The organism is Streptomyces sp. Edi2, from assembly GCF_040253635.1.
Taxonomy (GTDB): Bacteria; Actinomycetota; Actinomycetes; order Streptomycetales; family Streptomycetaceae; genus Streptomyces.
The window spans coordinates 5,626,288-5,644,537 of the sequence record NZ_JBEJGX010000003.1; the positions used below are offsets into that span (position 1 = coordinate 5,626,288).

Below are 18,250 nucleotides of genomic sequence, written 5' to 3' on the forward strand. Positions count from 1 at the left end.
ATGTCCCGTAAGCGCACCATGATCATCGGGGCGGCCGCACTGGCCGGCACGGCGGTCCTCTCCGTCTCCTTGTCCTCCTGTGGCAAGGCCGACATGACCAAGCAGACCTCGCCGTTCGCGGCGGCCAAGGGTTCCAAGTCGGTCACCCTCTCGGTGCAGACCTGGGTCGGCGCCCAGTCCAATGTCGCGGTCGCCAAGTACCTGCTCGAGCACAAGATGGGCTACCACGTCGACACCGTCCAGGTGGACGAGATCCCTGCCTGGGACGCCCTCAGCCAGGGCCGGGTCGACGCGATCCTGGAGGACTGGGGCCACCCCGACCAGGAGAAGCGGTACGTCAAGGACAAGAAGACGATCACCGCGGGCGGCGGCAACGGCGTCACCGGCCACATCGGCTGGTTCGTCCCCAAGTACTGGGCCGACAAGCACCCCGAGGTCAAGAACTGGAAGAACCTCAACAAGTTCGCCAAGCAGCTCCGTACGTCGGAGAGCGGCAACAAGGGCCAGCTGATGGACGGTTCGCCGTCCTACGTCACCAACGACAAGGCGCTGGTGAAGAACCTCAAGCTGAATTACGAGGTCGTCTTCGCGGGCTCCGAGGCGGCGCAGATCACCCAGATCCAGCAGTTCGCCAAGCAGAAGAAGCCCTTCCTGACGTACTGGTACGAGCCGCAGTGGCTCTTCAACCAGGTGCCGATGGAAGAGGTCAAGCTGCCCAAGTACACCGACGCCTGCGCGGCCAAGGGCGCCAAGGACCCCAAGTCCATCGACTGCGCCTATCCGACCACCCCGCTGCAGAAGTTCTTCAACACGGAGTTCGCCAAGAAGGGCGGCAGTGCCGCGGCGTTCCTGAAGAACTTCAAGTGGACCAAGGACGACCAGAACGAGGTCTCCGAGTCCATTGCCTCGAGCGGTCTGTCCGCCGACGAGGCGGCCAAGCGCTGGGTGGACAAGCACCCGGACGTCTGGAAGAAGTGGCTGCCCAAGAAGTAACCGCTACAAGGGCATAGCCGCCACAAAGGAACAGCGGATCTCGCGGGCAGTCGCACGGTGTGTGCGACTGCCCGCGAGGGCGTTTCGGGCCGGTGCTCTCCGGTGCTTCCCGGTGCTTCCCGGTGTTCTCTGGTGCTCTCTGGCGCTCCCCGCTGCCTCTGCCGGGTGCCGACGGGCCCCTACCCGTTCGGGTGTCGCGGGGGCCTTACTCCTTACCCGTTCGGGTGGCGGGCGGCGAACCGCCGCGCGGCGCGGCGGCAGGCGCAGAAGGCTGGGCAGCCGTCACCGACGAAAGGCCCGCCATGCCGCTCTCGCCGATCTGCCCCACGCCCGACTGTGACGACGTGCTGTGGAAGGACACCACGCACACCGACACCGACTGGGACAACTGGCGCTGGTGGTGCTGCCGTTGCGACAAACAGTGGTACCCGACAGCAGAACAGCTCCAGGAGTACCGCTACGGAGCTGCCGGCAGACCACACCCCTCCGCATATCGGAACCCGAGACCGGCGGCGCGGCGGTAGGAGGTCTGCGCGGCGGTAGGAGGCCCGTCCGCTGCGCGGGCGGAGGCCGGGTGACCGGGGCGCCGGGGCTCCGGGGCGCTGGGGGCGGGGCGCCGGGCGCTAAGGGGGTGTCCCCTCTCGTGTCACCCCACCCGCAACAGCAGCTTCCCGGTGCTCTTGCGGCTGCCGAGGAGCCGGTGCGCCCCGGCAGCCTCGGCGAGCGGGAACTCCGCCGTCACGGGGAGTTCCACGCCCCCTTCGGCGACCGCACCGAAGGCCCGCCCGGCCAGTGCGCGCAGCGCCTCCGGCGCCGTCCGGGCCAGCGACAGGATGGAGAACCCCGCGACCGAGCGCCCCAGGGGGTAGAGCTCGGGCTGGCCCACCTGCCACGGCTCGGCGGAACTCGCATTCCCGAACGACACCAGGCGGCCGAAGACCGCAAGTGCGTCCAGGCTGCGCCGGAAGGTGTCACCGCCGACGGGGTCCAGGGCGAGATCGACGCCCCGTCCGCCCGTGGCGCGCCGCACCTCCTCGGGGAAGTCCGGGCCGACGAAGACCTCGTCGTAGCCGTAGGAGCGGGCGTGCTCCGCCTTCGAGGCATCCGAGACGACGCCGTGGACGGCACCCGCCCCGGCCGCCTTCGCCAACTGGCCGGCCACCGTGCCGATGCCGCCCGCCGCGCCCTGCACCAGCACGGTCTCGCCGGCCCGCAGCCGGCCCACCTCGTGCACCAGGGCGTGCGCGGTGGGCAGCACCGTCGGCAAGGTGGCCGCGGTGCGCAGGCTCATCCCCTGCGGCAGCGGGAACACGCTCGCCGCGGTGGCGACCACGGTCTCGGCGTACGCGCCGCCGTCCGTGAGCGCAGCGACCTCCTGCCCCGCCCGGAGCCCGTCGACGCCCGTGCCGACCGCGCGGATGCGCCCGGAGACTTCCAGGCCCGGCCGGAAGGGCAGGAACGGTACGCGGTAGCCCTCGGCGCGGGCCTTGAGGTCGGCGAAGTTCACCCCGGTGTAGGCGACATCGATGCTCACCTCCCCGGGCCCCGGCTCGGGGACGCCGGTCTCCACGACCCTCAGGACCTCGGGACCGCCGTACTCCTGGAACTCCACCGCACGCATGACCGCACACGCCCCTCACGAGTGTTCAATAGAAAGCGAACACTCCGACTGTATGATCTGAATCGAACACTCCGCAAGGGGGCCGGACCCAGGGGGCAGGCGGCCGCTCTCAGAGGGCCAGGCGTCCAGCAGGCCAGAGGGCCGAGGAGATCGAGGAGATCGAGGAATGCCGGACCGCAGCAGTCACCGCGCCGAACCGGTGCACATCCACCCCGAGGACGTCCCCGTCGAGACCGCCCTCGCCGCCCTCGCCGACCCCGTACGACTCCAGCTCGTCCGCGAGTTGGCCGGCTCCGCCGACTGGTCGCACAGCTGCGGCAGCTTCCGTGTCGAGGTCGGCAAGGCCGCGCTGAGCCACCACTTCGGCGTACTGCGCGCCGCGGGCCTGGTGGAACAGCGCGACCAGGGACCCAAGCGCCTCAACCGCCTGCGCCGCGAGGAATTCGACGCCCGCTTCCCGGGGCTGCTCGGGCTGGTGCTGCGCGAGGAGGGGTAGGGCGGGCCGCCGGGCCGACGGGCCGCCGGGCCATCGGACCGCCAGGCCACTGGCTCGCCGGGCCAGGCCGGCAGTAAGTTGGCCTCACGCCTGCTCGTTCCGGCGCCTGTTCCGCGGCAGTGTGAGCGTCGTCCCCGCCGTCAGTACGAGCCCGGCCGCCGCGAGCAGCATGCTCCACCGCATTCCGGCCAGGAACGTGTCCGCCCCCGCCACCAGCGCCCCGAAGACCGCCACCGCGATCGCTCCGCCGACCTGGCGGCCGGTGTTGAGCACGGCGGACGCGGTGCCTGCCCGGTCCGCGGGCACCGCGTCGAGCAGCATGGCGGTCAGTGCCGGCACGGTCAGTGCCCCGCCGAGGCCGACCGGCACCATCAGCGCCGCCACCGCCCACACCGGGGTGTGCGCGCCGACCCCGAGCAGCGCCAGCAGCCCGGCCGCGCCGACCAGTTGTCCCGCCACCATCGGCACCCGCGGGCCGAACCGCGCGGCCAGCTTCGCCGAGACCAGGTTCACCACGGCGACCAGCGCCGTCATCGGGATGAACATCAGGCCCGCGTGCAGCGCCGACTGCCCGCGCTCCTGCTGGAGATACAGGCTGAAGAGGAACACCCCTCCGTAGTAGGCGGCGTTGAGCATGAAGCCGACCACCAGGGACACCGCCACCACCCGCGAGCGGAACAGCGGCAAGGGGAGCATCGGGTGCGCGCCCCTGGCCTGCGAGGTGAGGAAGGCGGCTGCCGCGGCGGCGGCCACCATCAGCGACGTCACCACGAGCGGCCGGCCGAAGCCCTTGTCGCCGCCCTCGATCACGCCGTATGTCAGTGCGCCCATCGCGACCACCGCCGTCACCTGCCCGACCACGTCCAGCCGTGCGGGCAGCCGCGGGGAGGCCGGCACCCGGGCCAGCAGGGCGAGCGCCAGCAGGCCCGCCGGGAGGTTGACGAAGAAGATCCACCGCCAGCCCACGGTCGCGGTGAGCGCCCCGCCGAGCACCGGCCCGGCCGCCACCGCGACCGCGCCGCCCACGGTCCAGACGGCGATCGCCTGCGCCCGCTTCGCCTGGTCGGGGAAGCCCTGCCGGACCAGCGCCAGCGACGCCGGCATCATCACCGCTGCCGCGGCCCCCTGCAGCAGCCGCGCGGCCACCAGTACAGCGAGGTTGGGCGCCAGGCCGCACGCGGCCGAGGCCAGCGCGAAGAGCACCAGCCCGCCGCCGTACGCCTGCCGGGCCCCGATGCGGTCGGAGAGGGCGCCGGCGGAGAGCATCAGGGCGGCGAATATCAGCGTGTATCCATCCACCATCCACTGCAGGCCGGACATGCCGCCGCCGAGGCTGCGGCCGATGTCGGGCAGCGCGACGGTGACGATCAACGCATCCAGCGAGATGAGGAAGAAGCCGAGCAGGGCGGCGCCGAGCACCATGGTGGATCCACCCCGGGCCACCGCCGTCGCATCCGCTGCGGCGCCGGCCGCAGCGGAGGACGTGAGCGGGGGCTTGAGTGAGGGCTTGAGCGGGGATTGCATCTGGGCACTCCTGAGACACCTTGAGGTGTGCAAGCGAGACGGGAGGTGGGAAGTGGCAGGCTTGCTGCCGTCAGCTCCTTGTTGCCGTCACCCCGATGTGTCGAAGTCGGTCCCCCGGGAGACCTTCTCCCACGCGGCGAGCTCGGCCCGCACCGAGTCCAGGTGCCCGACGAGGAAGTCCACCGCGTCGCCGCCGAGGGCGAGCCGCAGCGGGGTTTCCTCGGCGTCCAGGGCCAGCCGGATCGCCGCCGCGGCCTTCACCGGGTCCCCGGGCTGGGCGCCGTCGCCGTCCTGCGCCAGCTTCCGGGTGGCGCCCACCTTCTCCGCGTACGCCGGGTGCTCCTGGGAGAAGTAGGCCGCGCCCTTGCCGAACAGGTTGGTGCGGAACGCGCCGGGCTCCACGATCAGCACCTTGATGCCGAACGGTGCCACCTCGTCGGCCAGTCCCTCCGACAGCTGCTCCAGCGCCGCCTTGGTCGCGCTGTACGCGGAGAACCCGGCGAAGGACAGCTGTCCGCCGAAGCTGCTGATGTTCACGATCGATCCGCTGCCCCGCTCCCGCATCTGCGGAAGCAGCGCCCGGGTCAGCCGCGCCGGGCCGAACACGTGCAGCTCGAACAGGTCGCGCAGCTCCCGGTCGGTGGTCTCCTCGAACGCCCCGACCTGCGTGCGCCCCGCGTTGTTCACCAGCACGTCCACCCGGCCGTAGCGAGCCAGGACGTCAGCGGCCACCGCGTCGATCCGCTCGCCGTCGGTCACGTCCAGGCCGATCGCCTCCACCCGGTCGGGGTGCGCGGCGACCAGGTCGGCCAGCGCCTCGGTCCGCCGGGCCGTGCCGATCACCGTGTCGCCGGCGGCGACCGCGGCCTCCGCGATGGCCCGCCCGAATCCGCTGCTCGCACCGGTGACCAGCCAGACCTTGCCGTGCTCTGTCATCTCTTCGTCTCCCCGTCGCTCTCGTCAACTGCCGCCCGGGGCCTGCCCGGTGACAGCTCTCATCCTTCGCCGGAATACGGGGCCACGTCCAAGACCTGTCGTGATAGCTATGAGTTATGGATGTCCATGGGCGCGATCTGCGCTACTTCGCCGCTGTCGCCGAGGAGTTGAACTTCACCCGGGCCGCCGAGCGGCTGTTCGTCTCCCAGCCCGCGCTCAGCAAGCAGATACGGATGCTGGAGAAGCAGGTCGGCGCGGATCTGTTCCACCGGGACCGGCGGGCGGTGCGGCTGACCGGGGTGGGCGAAGCCCTGCTGCCGCACGCCCGCGGGATGCTGGCCGCCTGGGAGGCCGCCGAGGCGGCGGTGGAGGAGGCGAGTGCCGCCGAGCTGCACACCCTGGTGATCGGCATGTCCACCAGCCCGGGTCGCGGGCTGCTGCCCGCGCTGCGCACCCGGCTGGTCTCCCGGTATCCGCAGGCACGGCCCGTCCTGCGGCAGGTCAACTGGGCCGACCCCAGTGCCGGGTTGGCGGACGGCTCCAGCGATGTCGCCTTCGTCTGGCTGCCGCTGCAGGACGGCGACCGCTACCGGCACGCAGTGGTGGCCCAGGAACCACGCCTGGTGGCACTGCCGCAGGGACACCCCCTGGCGGCGCGGGCAGCAGCCGATGGCGAGGGGGCGGTGGACTTCACCGAACTCCTCGACGAGCCGTTCCTCGCCCTCCCCTCCGAGGCCGGCCCGCTGCGGGACTACTGGCTGGCCCTGGACGCCCGGGACGGCCGCGCGCCGCTGATAGGCGGGGTGGTGGGCAGCGCCGAGGAGACGTACGAGGCGGTCGCCAACGGCCAAGGCGTGGCACTTCTGGCCACCGGCAACGCCCCGCTGGTCGTCCGCGACGAGGTGATCGCCGTGCCGGTCCGCGGCATCTCCCCCTCCCGTCTGGCGGTAGCCGCCCGCCGGGACGACGAGCGGCCCTTGGTGGTGGCCTACCTGGCCGCGGCGGCAAAGCTGGTAGTCGGCACCTCCTGAACGGGGCGTGCTGGTCGTCAGCTCGGAAGCAGTTCCGTAAGCCTGTCGAGGACGGCATCGACCTCGGCTTCGGTCAGCGGTACGAGTTCGAGGAGCAGCCGTTCCTCGTCCTGCCGGTCGGACATGACCCAGATCGACGGTGAGCCGGTCCGCAGTGCTTCGGCCAGGTCGGCCGCGTTCGTGCCCGAGACGGCGGGGTGCACCTCGATCTCGGCGCGCCGGAACGGCAGCCCGGTGGGATCCGGGACGGAGGTGGCGGTGAGGCCCCGCAGGGCCCCGGCCCGTTCGACGAAGTCCGTCACCTTGTCCGCCTGCTGCCGCCGCCATGCCGCCATGTCCCTCTCCTGCCGGGCCTCGAGCGCCGCGAGGACACCGACGACGGCTTCCTTGCTCGCCTTCATCGGACGGCCGATGCCCCGTTCCTGCGCCCGGACCGCCGCCACCGGTCCGGTACGGCCCACCACCAGCCCCGCCGTCGGGGATCCCAGGTACTTCTGCCCGCTGACGGTCACCAGGTCCGCCCCCGTGCCCAGCAGTTCCGCGACCCGGAGATCCTGAGCGGCACCGTCGATGACCGCGGGCACCCCGCGACGGTGCGCCGCCGCCACCGCTTCGGACAGCGTGGCACCGGTCCCGCGGACGAGGCGGGACGACACCAGCAGCAGGCACGCGACGTCCGGACGCGCGAGGCCGGCCTCCAAGTCCGCGAGCGTGCACGCCGCTTCGGTTCCCACGCGCACGGGGGCCGCACCCGCCAGCCGGACGGCCTGCTCGATCGGGTGCCCGTAATTGACGGCGTGTCCCGCCGGGAGGAGCACCGCCGCAGGCATGTCCGTCGTGTCCGGCAGGGCCGCGATGCGCTCGGGAGAGCTGCCCGTCATCGAGGCCGCGACCGCCAGGGTGATCGCCGACGCCGTGCAGTGGACCACCGTCCCCGCTTCGGCCCCGGCGAACCGGGCGAGGGCCCGGTCGGCCGCCGCTTGCAGTTCCGCCATCACGAAGAACCCTGACAGGGCCTCGGCGACCGCGGCGGCGACGGCCCCGCCGCTGCGCGAGACACCCAAGGGGGTGAACGGCCCCCGCGCGTTGATGACCGACGTAAGACCGTACTTGGCATGCAGATCCATGCACGCCATCCTGCCCTCGTAAGTGCCCCTGGGCGCCTGGCTCCTGGCTCCTGGCTCCTGGCTCTTGGCCCGTGGCCCCCTGACACCGGACCGTGTGCGCACAGCCACATGATCGGACCGATAAGTCCTAAGCGACTGTGAGTACGATCTTGCCCCGGATGTGGCCTCGGGCGGCGCGTTCATGCGCCGCCGAGGCGTCCGTGAGCGGGAATGTGCTGTCGATCGCGGGGCGGACCGTGCCTGCGTCCAGGAGGCGTGCCAGTTCGGCGAGTTGAGCGCCGTTCGACCGGACCTGAGTGCCCGTTACGGTGACGCCCAGTTTCTCGTTCTCCGCGTCGTCGAACTCGCCGAAGTACACCGGGTAGAGGGATCCGCCGCGTTTGAGGGTGCGCAGGAAGCGCCTGCTGTGGGGGCCTCCGACGGTGTCGAGGACGAGATCGATGTCTCGGGCGGCCTCCTCGGGCCGCTCCTTGGTGTAGTCGATGAACTCATCGGCGCCGAGCTCGCGCAGGAACGTCTCGTGGGGGCCGGAGGCCACGGCGATGACGCGGGCTCCCTTCCACTTGGCCAGTTGGAGAGCGAGGTGTCCCACGCCTCCTGCCGCGCCGTTGATGAGCACCGTGGTCTCGCTGCCGAGCGCCATCGGGTGGTGCCGGGCCTCCTGGAACGGAGAGGGGTGGTCGTGCCCGAGCTCGATCAAGAACTGCCATGCCGTCAGCCCCGACATGGGCAGAGCCGCGGCGTGCACGTGATCGACGCCGGCCGGCTTGCGGGCGAGGTCGGAGGCCGGCGCGGTGACGTACTGGGCGTACGCGCCGCCCTGGAGGGCGACGGGGAAGCGCAGCAGGCCGAATACCTCGTCCCCGGCCGCGAAGTCGTGGACATCGGCGGCGATGGCCTCCACGGTGCCGGAGACGTCGGTGCCCGGAATCAGGGGAAGCTCGAACGGCGGCTTGAACTCGGCAGGCACGTCGGGCATTCCCTCGCGTACATACCAGTCGGGAGGGTTGAGGCCGACCGCGTGCACCCGGATGAGGACCTCACCCGGCCCGGGCTCGGGTACCTCCACCTCATCTACGCGCAGTACCTCGGGGCCGCCGTACTCGTGCAGCCGGATCGCCTTCATGGTGTTCGCCGGCATCGGTTTCTCCTGGTTTTCCCTGGCGGATACACTGAGTGGATCAGTGATCCGTTTATCCGGATCACTGGAACGAATATATGGACCACTGATCCGGATAGTCAAGAGGGTGCAGATGCGGGCAGACGCCAGGAAGAATCGTGATCACTTGCTCGCCGTGGCGAGCGAGGCCATCGCCGAGCAGGGCGTCGATGGTTCGATGCGCGACATCGCGCGCAGGGCCGGCGTCGGACTCGCGACGCTGCTTCGCCATTTCCCGACGCGCGAGGCGCTGCTCGATGCCCTGCTCCGTACGAGCTTCGACGAACTGACGGTCAAGGCTGCCGAGCTCGAAGCGTCGAGTTCCCCTGAAGATGCTCTCGTTTCCTGGCTGCGCGACTGCGTCACGTGGACCACGACCTATCGGGGCGTGACCGTGCTGATGGCAGCCGCCATCGAAGACCCTGAGTCCGCACTCCACGCTTCGTGCGTCACGTTGCGCGCAGCCGGTGCGCGCCTCCTGGCACGCGCCCAGGCTGCGGGCGCGGCACGCACCGACATCGACGGCGCCGACTTGTTTGCGCTGGTGGCGGCGCTCGCGTGGCTCGGGGATCAGCCCTCGCTCGCGCCAGGCGCCGACCGCCTCTTCGGGGTTGTCGCGAGCGCGATCCTGACGAGCGCAGGTCGCGACGGACAGCCGCATGACCGGATGGGCGAGTCCTAGGGGGAGACGCTTCTCAGGGGGAGGCACCTCCTAGGGAATCGAACCCTTGACCTACGCATTACGAGCACGTTAGGGCCTGTGCTGCGGCGTGTTGCTGGGTGACCCGTGGTGTCGTTTTCGCAGGTCAGAGCACACATTCCAGTCCCGCTGTTCGCGCCCTGTGTTGCACTGTTCAATGGCGTCCGCGCTCCCCTTGCGCTCCCCTGTGAGCGGAGGTTCGCCCTTAGCCGCTCCTCAGTCCGACGCCACGAGGCGCCCGGCTGACGCGGTTGCCCTCGACACAGCCCCTCGCGTCCCGGCGGCGGGCCGCGGCAGCGGCGTCGTGTGCGTGGCGGCTGTCGTCGTCGCGGAGTTGACGAGCCACGCCGCCGCGCCTGGGCAGGTGTCCGGACGTAGCTTCCGCTCATGGATGCGACGAGGCGGGAGCTGCTGTTGCCGAACACGCTGCGCATCGAAGTCGCGGACCTGTGGGCGAATGGCGACCCGCCCTGTCGGCTCCGGTGCTGCCGGCGGCCGAAGGCTCCGGGCGAGGCCACGAGCCCGTTCCCGTCACGTACTTCGTGGCGCGCTGCGGCGTACTGGATCAGCCGCCATCGGGCCAGACGGTGTGGGCGGAGATCGACCTCTGAACTCCCGGAGCAGCCGAGCGGGTTCCGCTTCGGCCTCGGGCCGGCACGCGGGGAATCGACTCCGGCTGGTCAGTTGTAGCTCTGTAACAGGGACCGCGAGCACTTGGAGTTCCACCCGTTCGCGTGATCGACTACTCAGTGCCCGAGAGGAACTTGAAGCGCAACGCGACGCTTTGCCACGGTCGGACACGACTCCGGCCGACCGCGGGGCCGGTCCGATCCAGCCGCGCTCCGCGAGTAACGGGCCCGTGCGCCGCAGAGGCGCGCATGCACCACTGCACGTTTGCACGTATGCACGTAAAGGAGAGAAAACATGCGCAAGTTCCAGCGCGCAGCAGTCGCCGCCGCCGGCATCCTGGCCTTCTCCGGCCTCGGCGTCGGAGCCGCCCAGGCCGCCGACCTCCCCTCGATGGACACGCAGGGCGACGCCGCGACGGACTGCTTCACGAAGGAGACCCAGCAGCTGGTGGACGAGGGAGTGGGCCACCACGTCACGATCGTCCACTGCGAACGCGAACCCCAGAGCCCGGGCAGCATGCTGGTCTTCTACCGGGGCTGAGTCCGAGGCGGGTCACCTCCGGCCCTCTCCACCGAGGCCCCGGTCTCCTTGGCTGCGCGCACGTCGGAGAACCGGACGCCGCACCCGCACCGGACGTTCCGTCGACGTGACGGACGAAGGCGGCTCTTCCACCCCCTGCGCGGGGGCCGGAGGGGCCGCCTTCGTGTTGCTCGGTGCCGACGGTGACAAGGGAGCGCAGCAGCGCAGGTCGCTACTCTCCAGCCTCACCCACTCGGAGGGCAACCAGGCATGATCGGCACGTCGCAAAGGGAACACATCGTGGCTTCGGCATCTGTTGATAAGGGCCACCACAGCAGCGAAGCGGTACCGAGCACTGCTGCCAGGTCAGAGTGGCGAGCTTGCTGGATGCCGAGGGTGACGCTGGCGACGTTGCCGTTCTCCGGGACGGTGACCACGAGCCGGCCCTCGGGAACTCCTGCCAACTCGGTGAACCGCTCCACGTAGGCACCGTCACCTGATGGACGAGAACGTGCCGGAAGTCCTCCCACTCCAGGCCCGTACGGTGTTGCACCCGGTCCAGCAAGGAGGTGCCGACCTTTCCGAACACGTCGCGCAGTTCGGCGCTGTCGCCGTGGAAATAGGTGTGCTCATCACCGCGCGGGTGGCGGGCCCGCCGCCGAAGATGCCGCCGACGGGTGAGGTTCGGAGCGCGTCTCGGAGTCGACGTTCGGAAGCCAGCGGGTGCGCGGTTGTTCACTGGTGCTGAAGCAATGGAGGCGCAGGGTGACGCTGACTGTTGTCCAGGACCTGCGGCAGGCCCTGCTCAGGGCTGGGCGGCCGACCACTGTCTGAACGAAGCAGGCAGTGCCGCCAGGACATCGCTCTCCTGCGGGGTCCACACCAACGCGCCGCCGGCGGAGGAGGAGTCGATGACCTCGTCACGGTCGAACACCCGGTACACCGGCTTCTCGTCCTCGACCGGGGCGAAGGCGAGGGCGGCGGTGCTGCCGACCGCCCGGGCGGCGGCTTCGACGACAGCCAGCGGGGCCGTGGGGTGTGCGTCGGCCAGCAGGTAGGTGCGCCCGTCGTGTTCCTTGGGCGCACGCAGGACCGCCGTGTACGCGCGCGCCAGGTCCTCGACGTGAATCCAGGACCACACCTTGTCCCGTCGTCCCCGGTGTACCGGCCCGGAGGATCGGGCCTCGCGGAACCAGTCCCCGACGATCGAACTGCGCGCATCGCCGCCGTGCACCATGCCCGGCCGCAGCACGGTGTGCGGCAGCCCGGCACTGCGTAGTTCGGCTTCCAGGCCGGCGCGGAGGTTACCGTTGTCGACGGGGGTCTGCGGCGTCAGCACCGCGTGGGCGTGCTCACCGTAGACCGAGCAGCCGGTCGTATACACCAGATGCTGGCGGCGGCCGGCGTCGGCGAGAGCGCCAAAGAGAGCACGATCGGCGCCGACGGGGTCGTCCGGGTCGAAGGCGGTGTGGACCACGGCGTCCGCACCGGCGAGCATCCTGCTGAGCACGGCACGGTCCGCGAGACGCCCGCGCAGCGGCCGGACACCAAAGTCCTGCAGCGCCCTCGCCCTGTCCGAGCCCGGATCCCGGGTGAGGGCAAAGACCTCATGACCCGCCTCGGCCAGAGCAACCGCAACAGCTCGCCCGACATAACCAGTTGCCCCTGTGATCAGTACACGCATCCCAAGAGGCTAACCGGTACCCCGGCAGCCTCCGCGGTCGCCGGGCAGCAGCCTGCCGACTGCAGCGACCAACCACGCCCCTCGCCGCAAGGTAGCTCTTCACCCCCACAAGGCCCCCTCCAAAGTGGCGCTCCAGCCCGCAGACTTCGCCGTCACAGGACACCGGGTTCCCGCCGAAGAACGCCCGGAAATTCTGAAACCAAACACAGACCGGGACCAGCGGATTCACGCGGATCCCGAAACGCTGGGCAGCCGAGCGGACCCACGGCTGGCTGATGCTCCACCGACGCCTGGCCCGCGACTATGAAGTCCCCCGAGGCTGCTATGTCGTGTCAAGCAGCTTGGTCGAGGTCTTCAGTGCTCGGACGGGTCCTTCGTTCGAGGATCTTGAAGAGCTGTCGGCCGATGACGCGCTTGAGGCAGCGCTGTGCGTCACGGGAGCTCTTTCCTTCGCTGGTGCGGCGGGCGACGTAGGTCTTTGTGTCTGAGTCGAGTCGCATCCTGATCAGCGTGATCGTGGGGTCTCCCTGGTGCCGCGCCGTGTGCGGCTTCAGGGCCGGGGTGCCAGCAGGTCGTTCAGTTCGGCCTCGAAGAGCAGGGCGGGGTCGAGGTTCATGCCGGTGAAGTGGCCGGCGAGTTCCAGGGACAGGACGCCGTGCAGGCGGGTCCAGAAGGTCAGGAACCGGTGGAGGGCTTCGGGCGGGGCGGGGTGGCCGGCGGCCCAGTCCCGGTGGTCCTCCAGGTAGGTGCCGAACGGTGTGGTGGCGCCGTCCGGGGCGAGCGCCGCGCACGCGTCGACCAGGGTCGTCATGATCTCGGAGGAGAGGGCGGTGGTGTCCTCGGGCGCGTGGTAGCCGGGGATGGGGGTGCCGTAGACGAGGAAGTACCGCTGCGGGTCCGCCAGGGCCCAGTCGCGCAGGGCGTGCGCCAGACCGGCCAGGTCGGCGTCGTTGGCGGAGGCCGTGCGGAAGGTTTCGGCGAGGCTTCGGTATGCCTCCCGGACGAGTTCGGTGATCAGGTCGTCGCGGCTGGCGAAGTAGCGGTAGAGCGCCGGTCCGCTCATGCCCATCTGCTTGGCGATCGCGTTGAGGGAGAGCGCGGACGCCCCCGCCGTGGCGATCTGCTCCCAGGCGCGTTCCGTGATCTCCGCCCGCACCTGGGCCCGGTAGCGCTCCCGCGGGGTGTTCGCGCCCGTCGTCGCCATGGCCTGTCACCGTCCCCATTCATCGTCTGGCTACATCTTCAAGACTTGGTTAGAAGCTATCACGCACGTCATTGACCTGGCGTTCCGTGAACGTTATAACTTCTAACGAAGGCGTGAAGCTGTAGTTCTGGTGGGTGTGTGGTGCGCGGTACGGCCGCGCGACCTGCCGGGCAGGCAGCGCTCACGCCCCCGACCGACAGAGGGGAACTCCATGTCCGGCTTCCGCAGCACTGACCACCGCAGTACTGACCACCGCAGCACCGGGATTCGCAGGGCCGGTTTACGCGCCACCGGCTTCCGCAGGACCGGTGCCCGCGGCGCCGGCGTCCGCGCCGCCCTGTTCGCCGTCCCGCTCACCCTCGCTCTCGGCCTCCTCGGCACCGCCGCCGTGCCCGCGGGGGCGGCCGGCCCCCACCCCTCCCGCACCACTCACCCCTCCCACCCGTCCCACCCCGGCACGTCCCTCACCTGCCGGGGGAAGGGCGTCGACCCCGACGCCCGCGTCCGCCACCGGACCGAGACCGTGATCCACGCCCCGCTGCGCCGCATCTGGAAGCTGCAGACCGACGTGGAGCACTGGCCGTCCTGGCAGGCCCCCGTCGAGACCGCGAAACGCCTCGACCACGGTCCCTTCCGCAAGGGTTCGGCATTCCGGTGGACGACCCCGATACCCCCCAACCCCTCAACTCCCGCTACCGGTCTCGAGATCACCTCGACCGTCCAGCAGCTCAAGCGCCACTCCTGCCTGCGCTGGACCGGCCCCGCGATCGGCGAAGGGCTGCGCATCGACGGTGTCCACGTATGGAACTTCACCGAGGTCAAGGGCGGCGTCCGCGTGAGCACCGAGGAGACCCACGCCGGCGCCCAGGTCGAAGCGGACGTGCCCACCGCGACCAAGATCCTGCGCGAGGGCCTGGAGGCATGGCTGCGCAACCTGAAGTCCGCCGCCGAGGCCCGGGTTCACCACCCGCAGCACTGACCCGTGAGCCCGGGCCGCGCCCGCTACCGGCCGCCGGCCGCTCTGGTCATGCCTGCTCCCCGGCGGGCCCCCCGACGGGCTCTCGAGGGGCGGCCTGCGGGGCGGGCGTGCGGCGGGGCAGGAGGAGGGGCGTGGTCAGGAGGAGCGCACCGGCGAGGGTGATGGCGGTGCGGGTGCCGATGAGGCCGGCGAGCAGTCCCCAGCACGCCGTCATGGCCGCGGTGGTGGTGCTGCTCGTGATGGACCACGCCGACAGGGTCCGGGTCACGCGGTCGGTGGCGGTGTGGGCGAGCCGGTAGGTGGCGAACACCGGCGTGAAGATCCCCATGCACAGGATCAGGCCGAACTCGACAACGATGATGAGCGCGAGTCCCCAGGGGCCGGGGCCGATGAACCCCAGCCCCAGGGACCAGCACGCCCGCAGGGTGCCGGCGGTGAGCAGCACCCGGTGCTGTCCGAACCTCGTGACCAAGGGCCGGGCGAGCCGCGAGCCGACGAGACCACCGATGCACGACACGCCGAAGGCCAGGCCGTACTGCCACGGCGCAAAGCCCAGGTCGTGCAGGAGGAGGACGGTCAGCAGCGGCATGGTCGCCATGATCAGCGCGTTCACCAGGCCGGTGTTGAAGAACAGCGGTCGCAGGTGGGGGTGGCCCAGGATGTAGCGCCAGCCCTCAACGACATCGGCCATGGTGAAGCGTTGCGCGGGGCGGTCCGGCGGCTGCGCTTCCCGGCCGCCGATCGCCTTGATCCCCAGTGCGGAGAGCAGGAAGCTGACCGCGTTCGCGACCACCGTCGTCAACGGCCCGAACACCCCGATGGCGACACCTCCCAGGGGCGGACCGAGCGCGGTCGCCGTCCAGGTCGTGGTCTCGAACCTGCCGTTGGCCACCAAGAGGTCGTCGGGCCTCACCAGGGCCTTCAGGTACGCGCCGCTCGCGGAGGTGAACAGGATGTTGGCAGCCGCGACGATCACCGAGACGACGACGAGCTGGGCGAAGCTCAGCCTGCCGAGCGCGTACGCGGCGGGCACCGTCAGCAACGCCGCGAACCGGAGCAGGTCCATGCCCACCATGACCGGCCGCTTACGACGGAACTCCACCCACGGTCCCAGCGGGATCGCGATCAAGGCCCCCACCGCCAGGCCTGCCGCGGACAGCACGGACACCTGTGCCGTGCCGCTGTGCAGCACCAGGACGGCGATGAGCGGGAACGCGTCGAGCGAAAGCCAGGTCCCGGCGGCGCTGGCGGCGAACGCGGCCCACAACCATCCGAACTCCCGGCCCAGCGACTGCCGGTATCTCATTCCTGGCTCCGTCCCACCCGATTCCCCCGGTTCCCCCGATTCCCGTCAGGAGCGAGCTGCCATCAAACAGCATGCGGAGCCGACTCGGGCCATGACTGCGGCATGGGGAGAGTTCGTGGACTCACGACGGGAGCGACGGGACGGGCGGGAGCAGCAAGCGGGGCTCCGGGGTGGGGACCGGGCTCTTCGAGGAAGTCGGGCAGGGTCCGTTCCAGGACCTGCGACCGCGGTACCGGCCGTCCGGTGTCGATGAAGTGCATGACCTCGGGATCGCCGTGCAGCGCGACCAGCAACTCCGCGTCGTCCGGCCTGAACCGGCGGAGCACGAGCCGGTCCGTCCGGACCGGGGGAGGCGAGGGTGGCATCGCGTACGTCCCGTCCTGTCGTCCGCCGGGGCGCCGGGACCTGGCTGCCCGGCCGTCTGGGCGCCACGGCATAGTAGAGCGCAGCCCGATGAGGGACATGACAATTACGGCGCGCCGTCTGCCCGGCGCCGCCGCTTATCAGGGGGACTTGTTCCATGCCATCCATCCGCCGCTCCACCGCCGCGGCCGCGGCACTGGTCGCGCTGCTCACGGGCACCGTCACCGCCTGCGGCCCCAGTGACGACAAGGCCGCCGCTTCGGGTGCCGCCGACCAGAAGGGTCAGGGTGGCGAAGGGATCCAGATCCCCAAGGGCATGCCGACCAGCCTGGACGATCTGAAGAAGTGGAAGGACGGCGGCTGGCAGAACTGGGACAAGTGGGCCCGTAAGGCTTCGGATTTCGCCAACCCGGTCATCAAGGACCACTGGAAGACGGACCGGCTGGCCAAGGCGAAGAACTCGCCCGAGATCGGGGTGCAGGCCACCGGCGCGGGCAGCGAGTTCGACGCCACGGACCCCGAGCCGCAGCCGGTCACCGCCGAGCAGGTCGCCCGCCCGTACCACCAGCACATGGCGCCGGTCGGGAAGATCTTCTTCGACAGCCCGAAGGGCCCGATGGTCTGCTCCGGCACGATCGTCGAGGACCCCGCGCACCCGGGCAAGTCCAACCTGGTGTGGACCGCGGGCCACTGCGTGCACTCCGGCAAGCAGGGCGGCTGGATGCGCAACGTCGTCTTCGTGCCGTCCTACAACGACAACGGCGCGGCGATGAACCAGGTCAGCGGCGCCCCCTCCCAGCAGGTCACCCCGTACGGCCGGTTCTGGGCCGACTGGATCACCACGTCCGGTGAGTGGATCAACATGGGCAGCCAGCACACCGGCAACGGCGGCTCCGCCTACGACTTCGCGGTGCTGCACGTGAAGCCGGAGAACGGCGGCGGCAAGTCGCTCCAGGAGACCGTGGGGGCCGCCGCCCGGGTCGCGTTCGACACCCCCTCCGCCGACCGCATCGCCTCGCTGGACGCCTTCGGCTATCCGGCAGCGCCGCCGTTCGACGGTGCGCGCATGATGAACTGCCCGGGCCGCCCCGGCCGCCTCGTCATGCAGGAGGGCACGCCCGCCATGAACCGCATCGGCTGCAACATGACCGGCGGCACCTCCGGCGGCGGCTGGTTCGTCAACCACGGCGGCAAGCTGACGCTGGTGTCCAACACGTCGATCAGCTCCAGCAACCACACCTGGCTGGCGGGCCCGCACCTCGGCCCGGAGGCGGAGCGGGTCTTCAACGACATCAGCCGGAAGTTCGCGAACCGGTAGTCCGCGAGGACGTCGCCCCAGGACCCAGACCCTCGGCCCCCAGCTCGCCTTCGAGCTGGGGGCCGAGGGGTTCAGAGCGAACGACGGTCCCCCCGGAACCGCCGCGCGCTCAGCAGTCGAACACCGACCAGCAGATGTCGTTCCGCAGCCGCTGGTCGTCGAGTACGAGCTCCCGGATCTGCTCCGGGAGCTGGTCACGCTGCCACTGGCACTCGCGCCGCCCGGCGGCCTCGGCCTCGCCTTCCGGCGCGGCAGCACGTGCGGCCTTGATCGCATAGGCGGCCGCACCGAGCTCGTGCGCGGCGACGTGTGCGACGGCCCCGGCCTGGCCGGCGGCGTACGCGGCATGCCGTGCCGCACCGCGCAGGTCCCGGGCCGCGCCCATGGCATGGCCTCCCGCCGCGCGCGCCTGCATCATCTTGACCTCGCCACGCACCCAGGCGCGGGCATGCTCGATCGCCTGACGCGGCCTCGGGTCCTCGGGCCGGTCCGACGCGAAGAGGTCAAGGACGTGCTCCGCGCAGGATGCCGCCCATAGGGCGAGGAGGTGGTGATCCGCATCGGTGAGGGTCCCACCGCGGCGGATCGTCACGAAGCGAGGGTCCCGGACCTTGGGGAGGATCATGGCTGGCGCCCCTTCTGCCGGCATCCGCCCCCACC

General features: G+C 70.7%; 19 protein-coding genes and 1 pseudogene. 8 read left to right on the plus strand and 12 right to left on the minus strand.

All coding sequences use genetic code 11. The features are described 5' to 3' along the window. A complete protein-coding gene (locus ABR737_RS28190; protein ID WP_350253263.1) occupies window positions 1-993 on the plus strand; it encodes an ABC transporter substrate-binding protein in 993 nt (330 codons plus the stop codon). A 646-nt stretch (window positions 994-1,639) separates the two neighbouring features. Here ABR737_RS28190 and ABR737_RS28195 read toward each other — a convergent pair. Further along, window positions 1,640-2,614 carry a quinone oxidoreductase family protein gene (locus tag ABR737_RS28195; protein ID WP_350253264.1) on the minus strand — a complete coding sequence of 325 codons (975 nt, stop codon included), beginning with the start codon at window positions 2,612-2,614 and terminating at the stop codon, window positions 1,640-1,642. 166 nt (window positions 2,615-2,780) lie between these two features. Here ABR737_RS28195 and ABR737_RS28200 point away from each other — a divergent pair, with 166 nt between their 5' ends. Continuing rightward, a complete protein-coding gene (locus ABR737_RS28200; RefSeq protein ID WP_350253265.1) occupies window positions 2,781-3,110 on the plus strand; it encodes an ArsR/SmtB family transcription factor in 330 nt (109 codons plus the stop codon). 84 nt (window positions 3,111-3,194) lie between these two features. On the opposite strand, the gene ABR737_RS28205 is transcribed toward ABR737_RS28200, so the two are convergent. Beyond that, the gene (locus ABR737_RS28205; RefSeq protein WP_350256946.1) at window positions 3,195-4,532 is read right to left on the minus strand and encodes an MFS transporter; all 1,338 of its coding nucleotides are present in this window, start codon (window positions 4,530-4,532) and stop codon (window positions 3,195-3,197) included. Between the two features lie 189 nt (window positions 4,533-4,721). Then, window positions 4,722-5,570, minus strand: a complete 849-nt coding sequence (locus ABR737_RS28210; RefSeq protein ID WP_350253266.1) for an oxidoreductase — start codon at window positions 5,568-5,570, stop codon at window positions 4,722-4,724. A gap of 116 nt (window positions 5,571-5,686) precedes the next feature. Between ABR737_RS28210 and ABR737_RS28215 the strand changes: the two genes are divergently transcribed. After that, window positions 5,687-6,601, plus strand: coding sequence for a LysR family transcriptional regulator (locus ABR737_RS28215; RefSeq protein ID WP_350253268.1), 915 nt, complete (start codon window positions 5,687-5,689; stop codon window positions 6,599-6,601). 17 nt (window positions 6,602-6,618) lie between these two features. Here ABR737_RS28215 and ABR737_RS28220 read toward each other — a convergent pair whose 3' ends face one another. Further along, window positions 6,619-7,728, minus strand: coding sequence for an aminotransferase class V-fold PLP-dependent enzyme (locus ABR737_RS28220; protein WP_350253270.1), 1,110 nt, complete (start codon window positions 7,726-7,728; stop codon window positions 6,619-6,621). Between the two features lie 127 nt (window positions 7,729-7,855). Further along, window positions 7,856-8,869 (minus strand): NADP-dependent oxidoreductase, encoded by a 1,014-nt coding sequence (locus ABR737_RS28225; RefSeq protein WP_350253271.1) that lies wholly within the window; start codon window positions 8,867-8,869, stop codon window positions 7,856-7,858. A gap of 112 nt (window positions 8,870-8,981) precedes the next feature. Here ABR737_RS28225 and ABR737_RS28230 point away from each other — a divergent pair, with 112 nt between their 5' ends. Both ABR737_RS28230 and ABR737_RS28235 read left to right on the plus strand, forming a co-directional pair. Then, window positions 8,982-9,569, plus strand: coding sequence for a TetR/AcrR family transcriptional regulator (locus tag ABR737_RS28230; RefSeq protein WP_350256947.1), 588 nt, complete (start codon window positions 8,982-8,984; stop codon window positions 9,567-9,569). A 942-nt stretch (window positions 9,570-10,511) separates the two neighbouring features. Next, entirely contained in the window at window positions 10,512-10,757 is a 246-nt protein-coding gene (locus ABR737_RS28235) for a hypothetical protein (protein WP_350253273.1), read from the plus strand. A gap of 224 nt (window positions 10,758-10,981) precedes the next feature. On the opposite strand, the gene ABR737_RS28240 is transcribed toward ABR737_RS28235, so the two are convergent. Both ABR737_RS28240 and ABR737_RS28245 read right to left on the minus strand, forming a co-directional pair. Then, on the minus strand, window positions 10,982-11,218 hold the full coding sequence (locus ABR737_RS28240) for a hypothetical protein (protein ID WP_350253275.1): 237 nt from the start codon (window positions 11,216-11,218) through the stop codon (window positions 10,982-10,984). Between the two features lie 323 nt (window positions 11,219-11,541). Beyond that, a complete protein-coding gene (locus ABR737_RS28245) occupies window positions 11,542-12,420 on the minus strand; it encodes an NAD-dependent epimerase/dehydratase family protein (RefSeq protein ID WP_350253276.1) in 879 nt (292 codons plus the stop codon). Between the two features lie 212 nt (window positions 12,421-12,632). Here ABR737_RS28245 and ABR737_RS28250 point away from each other — a divergent pair. Next, window positions 12,633-12,729: pseudogene (locus ABR737_RS28250) on the plus strand (IS5 family transposase); the annotation flags it as partial. Between the two features lie 23 nt (window positions 12,730-12,752). On the opposite strand, the gene ABR737_RS28255 reads toward ABR737_RS28250, so the two are convergent. Then, entirely contained in the window at window positions 12,753-12,920 is a 168-nt protein-coding gene (locus ABR737_RS28255) for a hypothetical protein (RefSeq protein ID WP_350253278.1), read from the minus strand. 50 nt (window positions 12,921-12,970) lie between these two features. Further along, window positions 12,971-13,624 (minus strand): TetR/AcrR family transcriptional regulator, encoded by a 654-nt coding sequence (locus ABR737_RS28260; protein WP_350253279.1) that lies wholly within the window; start codon window positions 13,622-13,624, stop codon window positions 12,971-12,973. Window positions 13,625-13,835: 211 nt separating this feature from the next. On the opposite strand from ABR737_RS28260, the gene ABR737_RS28265 reads away from it, so the two are divergent. Continuing rightward, window positions 13,836-14,603 carry an SRPBCC family protein gene (locus ABR737_RS28265; protein WP_350253281.1) on the plus strand — a complete coding sequence of 256 codons (768 nt, stop codon included), beginning with the start codon at window positions 13,836-13,838 and terminating at the stop codon, window positions 14,601-14,603. A 46-nt stretch (window positions 14,604-14,649) separates the two neighbouring features. On the opposite strand, the gene ABR737_RS28270 is transcribed toward ABR737_RS28265, so the two are convergent. Both ABR737_RS28270 and ABR737_RS28275 read right to left on the minus strand, forming a co-directional pair. Continuing rightward, a complete protein-coding gene (locus tag ABR737_RS28270; protein ID WP_350253282.1) occupies window positions 14,650-15,909 on the minus strand; it encodes an MFS transporter in 1,260 nt (419 codons plus the stop codon). A 62-nt stretch (window positions 15,910-15,971) separates the two neighbouring features. After that, window positions 15,972-16,235 carry a GNAT family N-acetyltransferase gene (locus tag ABR737_RS28275; protein ID WP_350253283.1) on the minus strand — a complete coding sequence of 88 codons (264 nt, stop codon included), beginning with the start codon at window positions 16,233-16,235 and terminating at the stop codon, window positions 15,972-15,974. Window positions 16,236-16,429: 194 nt separating this feature from the next. Between ABR737_RS28275 and ABR737_RS28280 the strand changes: the two genes are divergently transcribed. After that, a complete protein-coding gene (locus tag ABR737_RS28280) occupies window positions 16,430-17,590 on the plus strand; it encodes a trypsin-like serine peptidase (RefSeq protein ID WP_350253284.1) in 1,161 nt (386 codons plus the stop codon). Between the two features lie 109 nt (window positions 17,591-17,699). Here ABR737_RS28280 and ABR737_RS28285 read toward each other — a convergent pair whose 3' ends face one another. Beyond that, a complete protein-coding gene (locus tag ABR737_RS28285; RefSeq protein WP_350253285.1) occupies window positions 17,700-18,215 on the minus strand; it encodes a putative immunity protein in 516 nt (171 codons plus the stop codon). Window positions 18,216-18,250 lie beyond the last annotated feature (35 nt).